We start from the raw sequence: 13690 nt of genomic DNA on the forward strand, positions 1-13690 counted from the left end.
TCTACAGCGTGGAGCGCAGCCACTGCTCGACGCTCGCGATGTGGACCGTCGCCCACGAGCGGGCCGCCTCCGCGTCACGGTCGCGCAGTGCGGACAGGATCGCCTGGTGCTCGTGCAGGGTGCGGCTCACCGCGTCCTGCTGGGTCAGCCCGCGCCAGACACGGGCCCGGGTGGTGGGCCCGGACAGCCCGTCGAGCAGCGAGCAGAGCACCGAGTTCCCCGACGCCTGCACGATGCCGCGGTGGAACTCCAGGTCGGAGGCGACCAGTTCCTCGACGGAGGGCTCGGGGCCCAGCGCGTCCAGCTTTCCCTGGAGCATGTCGAGTTCGGTCTCGGGGATGCGCAGCGCCGCCATCGCGGTCGCGGCCGGCTCCAGGATCCGCCGGACGGCGAGGAACTCCAGCACGGTGTCGTCGCGGTGGAAGTCCACCACGAAGCTCATCGCCTCCAGCAGCAGCTGCGGGTCCAGGCTCGTCACATAGGTGCCGTCGCCCTGCCGTACGTCCAGGATCCGGATCAGCGACAGTGCCCGCACCGCCTCGCGCAGCGAATTGCGCGAGAGCCCCAGCTCCGCCGCGAGTTCGCTCTCCTTCGGCAGCCGGTCGCCGGGCCGCAGTGCCCCTGAGACGATCATTTCCTTGATCTTCTCGATCGCCTCGTCGGTGACCGCCATCGCGACCTCCCCCTGTCCTGGTCCCGCTACCCGCCGCCAGACCTCCGATGTATCCGGCCATTATGCCCCTGGCCGGGCCCGTGCGGGGACCTCTCGGGCCGTCGGGTCCCGCTCGGGCCTACTCGCCCGCGTAGCGGGCGGGGGAGGCGCCCACCGTGGCGGTGAAGTCCCGGGTGAGGTGGGCCTGGTCGCTGTAGCCGAGGTCGGCGGCGAGAGCCGCCCAGTCGATGCCGACGCCCTCGTCGGCGCGGGCGGCCGCCTCGTGCAGCCGGGCCCGGCGCAGCACCCACTTGGGGCCGACGCCGACGTGTTCGGCGAAGAGCCGCTGGAGCCGGCGGACGGAGGTTCCGAGGCCGTCCGCGAGCTGGTCGACGCGGAACAGGGACGGGGAGGCGGTGATGCGCTCCACCATGGCGGCGACCTCCGCCGTGACCGGGTCCACCGCCGTGCCCGGGCCGGGGAGCAGGCTCAGCAGCAGCGATTCGGCGGCGGCGGTCATGGCGGATACGTCGGACGCCCCGAGGACCGTCCGCTCCGCGACCGTGACGGCGGGCCCGAACAGCTCCGCGGCGGGCACCGACCGGTCGGTGAGGTCCGAGACCGACGAGCCCAGCAGCGGACGGAAGCCGCCGGGCCGGAACTTGACGCCCAGCACCTGGCCGCGGTCCCGCAGCACCCGGGTGAACACCCCGCGCTGCACCCCGTAGACCGCGGTCCCGGGTTCCTCGAAGACCAGATGCACATTGGGGTGCGAGAGGACCTTCTGCTCATGTGGCGGCCGGCCGCGCAGGTCCCAGCGCACGATCCAGTAGAACTCCACGTACGGGGCCAGCGCCTCGGCCGGCTCCTCCCGCAGCAGCTCGAACCGGGTCGCCGCGAGGGCGGGACGCAGCACTCCCCGCCCCATCTCGGGGGTCGTCATCCCGCCACCCTAGGTGGTGTGAGCTGTCGTGTTTGTTCAATACGGGTCCCCGTCGCGGATCTAGCGTGGGATCCATGAACCTTCATCCGCAGCTGGTCCGCGGCGCCGCAGAAGCCGCCCGTATCGCCCGCACCATCACGCCGGAACAGCTCACCGCGCCGACCCCGTGCCCCGAGTTCGACGCCCGCACCCTGATCAACCACTGGGTGCTGTACACCTCCCACGGCCTGGAGCACCGCGCCCTGCGCACGACCCTGCCCGAGGAGCTCACCGAGCACGACTTCACCGCGGACCCGCGGTGGGCCGAGGCGTACGCGGCGCAGCTCGACCGCGCGCTCGCCGCCTGGGAGCGGCCCGAGGCGTGGGAGGGCGGCATCGACATGGGCGGCGCCGAGATGCCCGCCGCCGACATCGCCGCGATGCTGCTGCTGGAGCTGGTCCTGCACGGCTGGGACGTCGCGAAGACCGTCGGCCAGGAGTTCCGCGTCGACGAGGAGACCGCTGCGGTGGTGCTGGCCGCCGTCGAGCAGCAGGCCGAGATGTTCCGCCAGTACAAGGGCTTCGCCGACCCCGTGGAGATCACCGGCCCGGCCACCGACTACGACCGCGCGCTCGCGCTCTCCGGCCGCGACCCGCGCTGGAGCGCGTGACCCGCGGGACCGGACCCGGAACGCGAACGGCCGGGTGGGCGGGGAAACCCCCGCCCACCCGGCCGTTCCGTCACCTGCCGGACCGTGTCAGACCCTGCGGGCCAGCATGTCCTCGACCCGGGCCCTGACAGCCTCGGTGTCCAGACCGCGCACCGTCAGCGTGGTGCGGCGGCGCAGCACGTCGTCGGCCGTCTGCGCCCACTCGTGATCGCGGGCGTACACGACCTGCGCCCAGATCTCCGGGCCGTCCTCGTGGATCCGCTCACCGAGCGACGGGTCCTCGTTGACGAGCCGGGCGATGTCGAAGGAGAGCGACCCGTAGTGGCTCGCGAGGTGCCGCGCGGTCAGCGGGTCCATCCGGGTGCCCGGGTCGCGGTCCACCAGCAGCCGGTGGGCGACCGCGTTCGGGTTGGCGAGGCCCGGCAGCGGCATCCGCCGGGGCAGCAGCTTCTGCGGCTCCATGTCCTCGCCGAGCGGCCCGTTGGGCAGCTTCGCGAGCTTGTTCATCACCGTGCGGCCGATGTGCCGGTACGTGGTCCACTTGCCGCCCGCCACCGACAGCATCCCGCCGCGGCCCTCGGAGACGACCGTCTCGCGCTTGGCGGACTCGACACCGCCGGGCCCGCCCGGCAGCACCCGCAGGCCGGCGAAGGCGTACGTGATGAGGTCGCGGTCCAGGTGCTCGTCCTTCACGGAGAACGCGGCCTCGTCCAGGATCTGCTGGATGTCGGCCTCGGTCGCCCGGACGTCCGCCGGGTCGCCGGTGTACTCCTCGTCCGTGGTGCCCAGCAGCAGCTGGTCCTCCCACGGCAGCGCGAAGGTGATGCGGTACTTGTCGATCGGGGTGGCCATGGCGGCCTTCCACGGCACCTTGCGCTTCATCACCACGTGGGCGCCCTTGGACAGCCGGATGCTGGGCCGGGAGCCCTTGTCCTCCATCGACCGCAGGTGGTCGACCCACGGGCCGGTGGCGTTGAGCACCAGCCGGGCGCTGACCCCGAACTCCGTGCCGTCCAGCTTGTCGCGCAGCTCCGCGCCGGTGACCTTGCCGTGCGTGAAGCGCAGCCCCGTCACCTCGGCGTGGTTCAGCACCACGGCGCCGGACTCCACGGCCGCGCGGACCGTCATGACGGCCATCCGCGAGTCGTTCATCTGGTGGTCGTGGTAGACCGCGACGGCCTTGAGGTTCTCCGTACGCAGGCCCGGGTTGTCGGCCACGGCCTTCGCCGGGGAGATGACCCGGCCGACGCCGTCACCGAAGGCGGAGAGCGCCGAGTACGCGAAGACGCCCGCGCCGAGCTTGGCGGCGCCGTGCGGGCCGCCCTTGTACACCGGCAGGTAGAACGTGAGCGGGTTGACCAGGTGCGGCGCCACGTCCTTGGCGAGCACCCGCCGCTCGTGGTGGTTCTCGGCGACCAGCTTGACCGAACCGGTCTGCAGGTAGCGCAGCCCGCCGTGGACGAGCTTGGAGGATGCCGACGAGGTGGCGCCGGCGAAGTCGCCGGCGTCCACCATCGCGACCCGCAGCCCGGATTGCGCGGCGTGCCAGGCGACCGAGGTGCCGAGGATGCCGCCGCCGATCACCAGTAGGTCGTACGTGGCGTGGCTGAGCTGCTCCCTGGTCTCGGATCGGCTGGGGTCGGTGCCGGCGGTCGGGTGCGTCCCGAGGGTGGGGACGCTCTGCAGGGTGGAAGACATTCTGATCAGTTCTCCTCTTCGATCCAGCCCATGGTCCGCTCGACGGCCTTGAGCCAGTTCTTGTACTCGCGGTCGCGCTTGTCCGCGTCCATCCGGGGGGTCCATTCGGCGGCCCGGCGCCAGTTGGCGCGCAGTGCGTCGGTGTCGGGCCAGAAGCCGACGGCGAGACCGGCCGCGTAGGCGGCGCCCAGGCAGGTGGTCTCGGCGACCATCGGACGGACGACGGGGGCGTCCACGAAGTCCGCGATGGTCTGCATCAGCAGGTTGTTGGAGGTCATACCGCCGTCGACCTTGACGGCGGCCAGCTCGACGCCGGAGTCCTTGCTCATCGCGTCGACGATCTCGCGGGTCTGCCAGGCGGTGGCCTCGAGCACCGCGCGGGCCAGGTGCGCCTTGGTGACGTAGCGGGTGAGGCCGGCGATCACACCGCGGGCGTCATCGCGCCAGTACGGGGCGAACAGGCCGGAGAAGGCGGGCACGAAGTACGCGCCGCCGTTGTCGTCGACGGAGCTCGCCAGGGTCTCGATCTCGGCGGCGCTCTTGATGATGCCCATCTGGTCACGCATCCACTGCACCAGCGAACCGGTGACGGCGATGGAGCCTTCGAGGGCGTACACGGCCTTCTGGTCGCCGATGCGGTAACCGACGGTGGTGAGCAGGCCGTTGTAGGAGTTGACGGCCTTCTCGCCGGTGTTCATCAGCAGGAAGGTGCCGGTGCCGTAGGTCGACTTGGCCTCGCCCTCGGCGAAGCAGGTCTGGCCGAACAGCGCGGCCTGCTGGTCACCGAGCGCGGAGGCGACCGGCACGCCGGCCAGCGCGCCGACGGTGGCGGTGCCGTAGACCTCGGAGGAGGAGCGGATCTCCGGGAGCATCGACATCGGGACGCCGATGGACTCGCAGATCTTCTCGTCCCACTCCAGGGTGTGCAGGTTCATCAGCATGGTGCGCGACGCGTTGGTGACATCCGTGACGTGCACGCCGCCGTCCGGGCCGCCGGTCAGGTTCCAGATGACCCAGCTGTCCATGGTGCCGAAGAGGATGTCGCCGCGGTCGGCGCGCTCGCGCAGACCCTCGACGTTGTCGAGCAGCCAGCGGGCCTTCGGGCCGGCGAAGTAGCTCGCCAGCGGCAGGCCGGTCTCGCGGCGGAAGCGGTCCTGGCCGACGTTGCGGCCCAGTTCGCGACAGAGCGCGTCGGTGCGGGTGTCCTGCCAGACGAGCGCGTTGTGGACCGGCTCGCCGGTGTTCTTGTCCCACAGCAGCGTGGTCTCGCGCTGGTTGGTGATGCCGATCGCCTTGACGTCGTCGGCGGTGATCCCGGCCTTCTCGACGGCACTGGCGACGACTTCCTGGACGTTGGTCCAGATCTCCGTGGCGTCGTGCTCGACCCAGCTGGGCTTCGGGAAGATCTGCTCGTGCTCCTTCTGGTCGACGGCGACGATGCGGCCGTCCCGGTCGAAGACGATGCAGCGGCTGGACGTGGTGCCCTGGTCGATCGCGGCGATGAACGGGCCGGCGGTGTGTGCGTCGGTCACGGTGTACTCCTCAGGGGGTCTGCGTCGGGTCGGACAGGAGGGTTACGCGAAGGCCAGCCGGTAGAGGCCGCCCGCCAGAACGGCACCGGCGAGCGGGCCGACGACGGGGATCCAGGCGTAGCGCCAGTCGGAGCCGCCCTTGTTGCGCAGCGGCAGAAGGCTGTGCACGATACGCGGGCCGAGGTCGCGGGCCGGGTTGATCGCGTAGCCGGTGGGCCCTCCGAGTGACAGACCGATGCTGACGACCACCAGAGCGGTGATCAGGCCGCCGGTTCCGGAGACGCCGAGGGCCGGCGTCAGACCCTGGGTGAGGACCGCCAGGACGAGGACGGCGGTGCCGATGATCTCGGTGGCGAGGTTCTGCCAGGTGTTGCGGATCTCGGGTCCGGTGGCGAAGACGCCGAGGACCGGTCCACCGGGAGGGCTGTCGGGCCCCAGCGGCGGCACCAGCTCCGGGTCGTCCATGTGGTCCTGGAACTGTCCGTAGTAGGCCACCCAGACCAACGCCGCGCCGATCATCGCGCCGAGTATCTGGCCGGCGATGTAGAGCGGCACGTCGCCCCATTCGCCCGTCTTGACGGCGATGCCGACGGTGACGGCCGGGTTGAGGTGCGCCCCCGAGAGGCTGGAGGAGATGTAGACCGCGGTCAGTACCGCGAATCCCCAACCGAAGGTGATGGCAAGCCAACCCGCGTTGCGGGCCTTGGAGCTCTTGAGCGTGACGGCGGCGCAGACGCCACCGCCCAGCAGGATGAGGATGGCGGTACCGATGGTCTCGCCGAAGAAGATATGGCTGTTGGACACCGCGACTCCCTTGTCATACGTCCAATCAGGCGGACCGGGTCCCGTCCGGTGTTCGACAATGTCGACCGCCGAACGGCAGTTTTCTCCTCTCTGTCTGTCCCGTCAATAGCTTGTGGCGGAGGACTCCAGATCGTGACCAGGGGCCCCGATCCGGGTCCCTAGAACCTTCCGGCGCCCAGGTCGCGGGAGACCGCGCGGGCGCAGTCGCGCACCGCCGCCACCAGTCGCGCCTGGATCTCGCCGTCCTCCTGGCAGACCCGTTCCACGGCCCCGGTGATGGCCACGGCGCCGACCGGCATCCGCCGCCGGTCCAGGATGGGCGCGGCGACCGAGGCCACGCCCTCCCACGTCTCCTCCAGGTCTGAGGCCCAGCCCCGGGTCCTGGCGAGTTCCAGCACGTCCTCGAAGCCGGCGGTGTCGGTGATCGTGCGCGGGGTCAGCGCGAGCCGCTCGTTCTCGGTGGCCTCGCTGTGCGCCACCGGGTCGTAGGCGGCGATCACCTTGCCCAGGGCCGAGCTGTGCAGCGGCTGCATGGCACCGACCTCCAGCACCTGGCGGCTGTCGTCCGGGCGGAAGACGTGGTGCACGATCAGCACCCCCGACTGGTGGAGAACGCCCAGGTAGACGGCTTCGCCGCTGGACCTGGCCAGATCGTCGGTCCACACCAGGGCGCGGGCCCGCAGCTCGTGCACGTCCAGATAGCTGTTCCCCAGCCGCAGCAGTTCCGCGCCCAGCTGGTACTTGCCCGACGCGGAGTCCTGCTCGACGAAGCCCTCCTGCTGGAGGGTGCGCAGGATGCCGTGCGCGGTCCCCTTGGCCAGGCCCAGTGAGGAGGAGATGTCGGAGAGGCCCAGCCGGCGCTCACCACCGGCCAGCAACCGTAGGATCGCGGCCGCCCTCGCCAGCGACTGAATCGGTCCGGGCATCCGCCAACCTCCGCAAGCTGTTCGACATTGTCGAACTCCATAGTCTCAGAGACGATTCTGACACCTTCGTCCACCCCTCGGAACTCTTTCGAGGCCCGCGCACCGCGCCCGCTACCCTGGCCGGGCACGTAAAGCCGACAGCCGTCGCACTCCTGGGAGTACATCCATGGCCCCGCAGTCCTCCTCCACCCTCGCCAGCCAAGCCCGAGCCGACGCTCTGCGTCAGGCGTTCGCCACCAGGGTGGTGGTGGCCGACGGCGCGATGGGCACCATGCTCCAGGCCCAGGACCCCACCCTCGAGGACTTCCAGGACCTGGAGGGCTGCAACGAGATCCTGAACATCACCCGGCCCGACATCGTCCGGTCGGTGCACGAGGAGTACTTCGCGGCGGGTGTGGACTGCGTCGAGACGAACACCTTCGGCACCAACCTCGCGGCGCTGGGTGAGTACGACATCCCCGAGCGCATCTTCGAGCTCGCCGAAGCCGGCGCCCGGCTGGCCCGTGAGGTCGCCGACGGCTTCGCCACGCCCGACCGGCCGCGCTGGGTACTCGGCTCCGTCGGCCCCGGCACCAAGCTGCCGACCCTCGGCCACGCCCCCTACGCCGCCCTGCGCGACGCGTACGAGGAGAACGTGGCCGGCCTGATCGCCGGCGGCGCGGACGCGATCCTGGTGGAGACCACCCAGGACCTGCTGCAGACCAAGGCCTCGGTCGTCGGTGCCCGCCGCGCCCTCAAGGCGGCCGGCATCAGCCTGCCGCTGATCTGCTCCGTGACCGTCGAGACGACGGGCACGATGCTGCTGGGGTCCGAGATCGGTGCCGCGCTGACGGCGTTGGAGCCGCTGGGCATCGACATGATCGGCCTGAACTGCGCGACGGGTCCGGCCGAGATGAGCGAGCACCTGCGCTACCTCGCCCGGCACGCCCGCACCCAGGTCTCCTGCATGCCCAACGCAGGCCTGCCGGTGCTGGGCAAGGACGGGGCGCACTACCCGTTGTCGCCGGAGGAGCTGGCGGACGCGCACGAGACGTTCGTGCGCGAATACGGTCTGTCACTCGTCGGCGGCTGCTGCGGCACCACCCCCGAGCACCTGCGGCAGGTCGTGGAGCGGGTGCGGGGCCTGGACCTCGTGCCGCGCAGCCCGCGCCCGGAGCCGGGCGCCGCGTCGCTCTACCAGACCGTCCCGTTCCGGCAGGACACCTCCTACCTCGCGATCGGGGAGCGGACCAACGCCAACGGGTCGAGGAAGTTCCGTGAGGCGATGCTGGAGGGCCGCTGGGACGACTGCGTCGAGATGGCCCGCGACCAGATCCGCGAAGGCGCGCACCTGCTCGACCTGTGCGTCGACTACGTCGGCCGGGACGGCGCCGCGGACATGGCCGAGGTCGCGGGCCGCTTCGCGACCGCCTCCACCCTCCCCATCGTGCTGGACTCCACCGAAGTCCCGGTGTTGCGGGCTGGGTTGGAGAAGTTGGGTGGCCGGGCGGTCATCAACTCCGTCAACTACGAGGACGGTGACGGTCCGGAGTCCCGGTTCGCGCAGATCACGGCGTTGGCCGCGGAGCACGGCGCCGCGCTGATCGCGCTGACGATCGACGAGGAGGGCCAGGCCCGCACCCCCGAGCACAAGGTCGCCATCGCCGAGCGGCTGATCGAGGACCTGACCACCAACTGGGGCATCCTCGAATCCGACATCCTCGTCGACTGCCTGACGTTCACCATCGCGACCGGCCAGGAGGAGTCCCGCAAGGACGGCCTCGCCACCATCGAGGCGATCCGCGAGCTCAAGCGCCGCCACCCGCTGGTGCAGACGACCCTCGGCCTGTCGAACATCTCCTTCGGCCTCAACCCGGCCGCCCGCGTGACGCTGAACTCGGTGTTCCTCAACGAGTGCGTCGAAGCCGGCCTGGACTCCGCCATCGTGCACGCCAGCAAGATCCTCCCCATCGCGCGGCTCTCCGAGGAGCAGCGCGACGTGGCCCTGGACCTGATCTACGACCGGCGCAGCGAGGGGTACGACCCGCTGCAGAAGTACCTCGAGCTGTTCGAGGGCGTCGACATGAAGTCCGTCAAGGCGGGCCGCGCCGAGGAGCTGGCCGCGCTGCCGCTCGATGAGCGGCTGCAGCGGCGGATCATCGACGGCGAGAAGAACGGCCTGGACCGGGACCTGGACGAGGCCCTGCAAACCCGCCCCGCGCTGGCGATCGTCAACGACACCCTGCTGGAAGGCATGAAGGTCGTCGGGGAGCTGTTCGGATCGGGTCAGATGCAGCTGCCCTTCGTGCTGCAGTCCGCCGAGGTCATGAAGACGGCGGTCGCCTACCTCGAACCGCACATGGAGAAGTCCGACGCCGACGGCAAGGGCACCATCGTGCTCGCCACCGTGCGCGGCGACGTCCATGACATCGGCAAGAACCTCGTCGACATCATCCTGTCCAACAACGGCTACAACGTCGTGAACCTGGGCATCAAGCAGCCGGTCTCGGCGATCCTGGACGCGGCCACCGAGCACAAGGCCGACGTCATCGGCATGTCCGGGCTGCTGGTGAAGTCCACGGTGATCATGAAGGAGAACCTGCAGGAGCTCAACCAGCGCAAGATGGCCGCGGACTACCCCGTCATCCTGGGCGGTGCGGCGCTGACCCGCGCTTACGTGGAGCAGGACCTGCACGAGATCTACGAGGGCGAGGTCCGCTACGCCCGGGACGCGTTCGAGGGCCTGCGGCTGATGGACGCCCTGATCGCCGTCAAGCGCGGTGTCCCCGGGGCGGTCCTGCCGGAGCTCAAGCAGCGCCGGGTGGCCAAGCGCGAGAACGTCGCGGAGGAGGAGCCCGAGATCAACCTCGGGCAGATCCGCTCGGACGTGTCCGTGGACAACCCGATCCCGACGCCGCCGTTCTGGGGCAGCCGCGTGATCAAGGGGATCCCGCTCAAGGACTACGCGTCCTGGGTCGACGAGGGCGCGCTCTTCAAGGGCCAGTGGGGCCTGAAGGAGGCCCGCGCGGGCGGCGCGACCTACGAGGAGCTGGTGGAGACCGAGGGCCGGCCCCGGCTGCGCGGCCTGCTGGACCGGCTGCAGACCGACGGCCTGCTGGAGGCGGCCGTGGTCTACGGCTACTACCCGTGCGTCTCCAAGGGCGACGACCTGATCCTCCTCAACGACGACGGCAGCGAGCGCACCCGCTTCACCTTCCCGCGCCAGCGCCGCGGCCGCCGGCTGTGCCTGGCGGACTTCTTCCGCCCGGAGGACTCCGGCGAGATCGACGTCGTGGGTCTCCAGGTCGTGACGGTCGGCAACCGGATCGGCGAGGCCACGGCCGAGCTGTTCGCCCGCAACGCCTACCGCGAGTACATGGAGCTGCACGGACTGTCCGTCCAGCTCGCCGAGGCCATGGCCGAGTACTGGCACGCGCGGGTCCGCAGCGAGCTGGGCTTCGCCGGGGAGGACCCGAACGAGGTCGAGGACATGTTCGCCCTGAAGTACCGGGGCGCGCGCTTCTCGCTCGGCTACGGGGCGTGCCCGGACCTGGAGGACCGGGCGAAGATCGCGGAGCTGCTGGAGCCGGAGCGGATCGGCGTGAAGCTGTCGGAGGAGTTCCAGCTGCACCCGGAGCAGTCCACGGACGCGATCGTCATCCACCACCCCGAGGCGAAGTACTTCAACGCCCGTTAGGCGCCCGTTGGGCTCCTGTCAAGCGTGTGTCGGCGACGAGCCGTACACTGGACGGTCCGGCACAGGCCGGTCGCCGCACTCCGATCGGAGAGTGCCGTGACCGGCCTTTGTGCCCCTCTGGACCAGCTGAGGAGTGGTGCGCATGACCAGTAGCATTCCCGCCGTCGACACCCGTCCGGCCCAAGGCCGCGGGCTGCAGGCCGTGCTCCTCGACATGGACGGCACCCTCGTCGACACCGAGGACATCTGGTGGGCCGCCGAGGTGGAGGTCTTCGCGTCCCTGGGCCACGTCCTGGCGCCCGAGCACCGCGCGGTGGTGGTCGGCGGGCCCATGGCCCGCAGTCTGGGCCACCTGATCGCCGTCACGGGCGCCGACGCCACGCTGCTGGAACTGTCCGCCGCGATCAACGCGCGCTTCGTCCAGCTGATCGCCCGGGGCGTGCCGCTGATGCCCGGCGCCCGGCGGCTGCTGACGGAGCTGGCGGCGCACGAGGTGCCGACCGCGCTGGTGTCCGCCTCGCACCGGCACATCATCGACTCGGTGCTGCACTCGCTCGGCGCGGACCACTTCGCGTTCACCCTCGCCGGCGACGAGATCGCCCGCACGAAGCCGTTCCCCGACCCGTACCTGCTCGCCGCCGCGCGCCTCGGCGCCGAGCCGGGCCGCTGCGTGGTCGTGGAGGACACGCCGACCGGTGTGGCCTCCGCCGAGGCGGCGGGCTGCCACGTCGTCGCGGTGCCCTCGATCGTCCCGATCGAGGCGGCTCCCCGCCGCACGGTGGTGGGCTCGCTGGAGGAGCTGAGCGTGCCTTTTCTGCGCTCTCTGAATGCGACTGTTCACTGAGCGTATGCCGTTGAATAGCTTGGAAACTCTGGGCGCCCGGCCGCTCATTCCGCGTTACGAATGCGTTGCCTGAATTGCGTGCTGCCCCGAATTTTCGCCACGTGATTTTTGTCACCCCGGGATTGGTCGACAGGTACGCATGCGCATGATCCGTTCGGGGAAAACGGGGCAGCAAACGCGACGTTGTGTCCGGGTTACGACGCAGAGGGGCGGATCGTTCCATCGTCCGCATATCGGTACTTGCAGTGCCGTTATCGGGATGTGATTTTGCCTCAACTTCTCCGTGTTCTGGCGGAGGAGAGCGTTCCCACTAGTGTCCTGACTGGTCAATGCCGAATCGAGTGATCGGCATTTGAGCAAGGGGAATCACTAGATGTCACGTACTAAGCGTGTCGTCGCCGCAGCTGCCGTGGCCTTCCTGGCCGTCGGTGTGACCGCGTGCGGTGGCAACAAGGACAATTCGGCGTCCGGCAGCAAGGGCGCCGTGATCGTCGGGACCATCGACTCCGTGTCGTCACTCGACCCCGCGGGAGCGTACGACTACGGCTCCTGGGAGGTCATCGACAGCGTTTACCAGAAGGTGATGCGCTTCCCGACGGGCGGCACCACGCCGGAGCCCGACGCGGCCAAGTCGTGTGCTTTCACCGACCCGAAGACCTACACCTGCACCCTGCAGTCCGGTCTTCAGTTCTCCAACGGTGACAAGCTGACCGCGGCCAGCGTCAAGTTCTCGTTCGACCGCATGCTGAAGATCGCGGACCCGAACGGTCCCTCGAGCCTCTTCGGCACGCTGGAGTCGACCGAGGCCAAGGGCGCCGACCAGGTGGTCTTCCACCTGAAGAGCCCCGACTCCACCTTCCCGTCGGTGCTCGCCACCGACGCCGGTGCGATCGTCGACGAGAAGACCTTCCCGGCCGACAAGCTCCTCGCGGGCAGCAAGGTGATCGGCTCCGGTCCGTACACCCTGGACAAGTACACCGCGAAGCAGCAGGCCTCCTTCAAGGTCAACGCGAAGTACAGCGGCCCGGTCAAGGCGCAGAACGACCAGTTCGTCCTGCAGTACTTCGCCGAGCCGTCCGGGCTGAAGGCTGCCGTCAAGAACGGCACCGTCAACGCGGCCTTCCGCACCCTGTCGCCGACCGACACCGCCGACCTGAAGAAGACCCAGGGCGTCAAGGTCGTCGAGGGCACGGGCACCGAGAAGCGCTACTTCGTCTTCCACGCGAAGGTGAAGCCGTCCGACCAGAAGGCGGTCCGTCAGGCCGTCGCTCAGGTCATCGACCGCGAGGGCATCGCGAAGGACGCCTACAACGGCACCGTCGCCCCGCTCTACTCGATGGTCGGTAACGGCATCGACGGCCACACCGAGGCGTTCAAGGACAAGTACGGCGCTCCGTCCAAGGAGAAGGCCGCCGACATCCTGAAGGCCGCCGGCATCACGACCCCGGTCGCGCTGTCCTACACCTGGACGCCGAGCCACTACGGTGCCGCGGCTGCCGACGAGGCCACCGCGATCAAGCGTCAGCTGGACGCCTCCGGCCTGTTCAACATCAAGTTGGGCTCGACCGAGTGGCAGCAGTACCAGAAGGACGAGAAGGCGGGCAGCTACGCCTCCTACATGATCGGCTGGTTCCCCGACCTGCCGGACGCCGACAACGACGTGTCGCCGTTCCTCAGCAAGTCGCCGTTCCTGGGCACGGGCTACGACAACCCGCAGATCCAGCAGCTGCTGGTCAAGGAGCAGGGCTCCGCCGACCCCAAGGTGCGCAACGAGGCCTTCGCCGAGATCCAGAAGATCGTCGCCGAGGACGCCCCGATCATCCCGATCTGGCAGGGCAAGCAGACCGCTGTCGTGCGTGACGGTGTGACCGGCGTGGAAAAGGCGCTGGACCCGACGATGTTCCGCTTCTACGAACTCTCGACGGGCAAGTGACGGCCGGCCGGCCCGCGGGGGAGTTGCTCCCC

10 protein-coding genes are annotated in these 13690 nt (G+C 69.8%); 4 read left to right on the forward strand and 6 right to left on the reverse strand.

The window, feature by feature from the left end:
• Window position 1: 1 nt before the first annotated feature.
• Together O3X23_RS02295 and O3X23_RS02300 are read right to left on the reverse strand one after the other, a co-directional pair.
• Entirely contained in the window at window positions 2–673 is a 672-nt protein-coding gene (locus tag O3X23_RS02295; RefSeq protein ID WP_269269337.1) for a FadR/GntR family transcriptional regulator, read from the reverse strand.
• 118 nt (window positions 674–791) lie between these two features.
• Complete coding sequence (locus tag O3X23_RS02300; RefSeq protein WP_269269339.1) at window positions 792–1595, reverse strand: helix-turn-helix domain-containing protein; 804 nt, start codon at window positions 1593–1595, stop codon at window positions 792–794.
• A 74-nt stretch (window positions 1596–1669) separates the two neighbouring features.
• On the opposite strand from O3X23_RS02300, the gene O3X23_RS02305 reads away from it, so the two are divergent.
• Window positions 1670–2245: a TIGR03086 family metal-binding protein gene (locus O3X23_RS02305; RefSeq protein ID WP_269269341.1), complete on the forward strand. Its 576-nt coding sequence runs from the start codon at window positions 1670–1672 to the stop codon at window positions 2243–2245.
• An 87-nt stretch (window positions 2246–2332) separates the two neighbouring features.
• Here O3X23_RS02305 and O3X23_RS02310 read toward each other — a convergent pair whose 3' ends face one another.
• From O3X23_RS02310 to O3X23_RS02325, 4 genes are all read right to left on the reverse strand, one after another.
• Window positions 2333–3943: a glycerol-3-phosphate dehydrogenase/oxidase gene (locus O3X23_RS02310; RefSeq protein ID WP_269269342.1), complete on the reverse strand. Its 1611-nt coding sequence runs from the start codon at window positions 3941–3943 to the stop codon at window positions 2333–2335.
• 5 nt (window positions 3944–3948) lie between these two features.
• On the reverse strand, window positions 3949–5475 hold the full coding sequence (gene glpK / locus O3X23_RS02315; protein ID WP_269269344.1) for a glycerol kinase GlpK: 1527 nt from the start codon (window positions 5473–5475) through the stop codon (window positions 3949–3951).
• Between the two features lie 42 nt (window positions 5476–5517).
• Window positions 5518–6279, reverse strand: coding sequence for an MIP/aquaporin family protein (locus tag O3X23_RS02320; protein WP_269269346.1), 762 nt, complete (start codon window positions 6277–6279; stop codon window positions 5518–5520).
• Between the two features lie 158 nt (window positions 6280–6437).
• Window positions 6438–7205: an IclR family transcriptional regulator gene (locus tag O3X23_RS02325; protein WP_269269347.1), complete on the reverse strand. Its 768-nt coding sequence runs from the start codon at window positions 7203–7205 to the stop codon at window positions 6438–6440.
• Between the two features lie 166 nt (window positions 7206–7371).
• Between O3X23_RS02325 and metH the strand changes: the two genes are divergently transcribed.
• The 3 genes from metH (at window position 7372) to O3X23_RS02340 (ending at window position 13658) form a co-directional block, all read left to right on the forward strand.
• A complete protein-coding gene (gene metH, locus O3X23_RS02330; RefSeq protein ID WP_269269349.1) occupies window positions 7372–10881 on the forward strand; it encodes a methionine synthase in 3510 nt (1169 codons plus the stop codon).
• A 142-nt stretch (window positions 10882–11023) separates the two neighbouring features.
• Window positions 11024–11725: an HAD family hydrolase gene (locus O3X23_RS02335; protein WP_269269350.1), complete on the forward strand. Its 702-nt coding sequence runs from the start codon at window positions 11024–11026 to the stop codon at window positions 11723–11725.
• Between the two features lie 373 nt (window positions 11726–12098).
• Window positions 12099–13658 (forward strand): ABC transporter substrate-binding protein, encoded by a 1560-nt coding sequence (locus O3X23_RS02340; RefSeq protein ID WP_269269351.1) that lies wholly within the window; start codon window positions 12099–12101, stop codon window positions 13656–13658.
• The last annotated feature ends 32 nt before the right edge of the window (window positions 13659–13690 follow it).

This window comes from Streptomyces sp. H39-S7 (assembly GCF_027158205.1).
Lineage (GTDB): Bacteria > Actinomycetota > Actinomycetes > Streptomycetales > Streptomycetaceae > Actinacidiphila.

Bases quoted from the DNA above. Each gene is read 5' to 3' on its own strand.
- metH (WP_269269349.1), top strand. From the start codon at position 7,372: ATGGCCCCGCAGTCCTCCTCCACCCTCGCCAGCCAAGCCCGAGCCGAC.
- O3X23_RS02295 (WP_269269337.1), bottom strand. From the start codon at position 673: ATGGCGGTCACCGACGAGGCGATCGAGAAGATCAAGGAAATGATCGTC.
- O3X23_RS02340 (WP_269269351.1), top strand. From the start codon at position 12,099: ATGTCACGTACTAAGCGTGTCGTCGCCGCAGCTGCCGTGGCCTTCCTG.
- O3X23_RS02310 (WP_269269342.1), bottom strand. From the start codon at position 3,943: ATGTCTTCCACCCTGCAGAGCGTCCCCACCCTCGGGACGCACCCGACC.
- O3X23_RS02325 (WP_269269347.1), bottom strand. From the start codon at position 7,205: ATGCCCGGACCGATTCAGTCGCTGGCGAGGGCGGCCGCGATCCTACGG.
- O3X23_RS02335 (WP_269269350.1), top strand. From the start codon at position 11,024: ATGACCAGTAGCATTCCCGCCGTCGACACCCGTCCGGCCCAAGGCCGC.
- O3X23_RS02300 (WP_269269339.1), bottom strand. From the start codon at position 1,595: ATGACGACCCCCGAGATGGGGCGGGGAGTGCTGCGTCCCGCCCTCGCG.
- O3X23_RS02305 (WP_269269341.1), top strand. From the start codon at position 1,670: ATGAACCTTCATCCGCAGCTGGTCCGCGGCGCCGCAGAAGCCGCCCGT.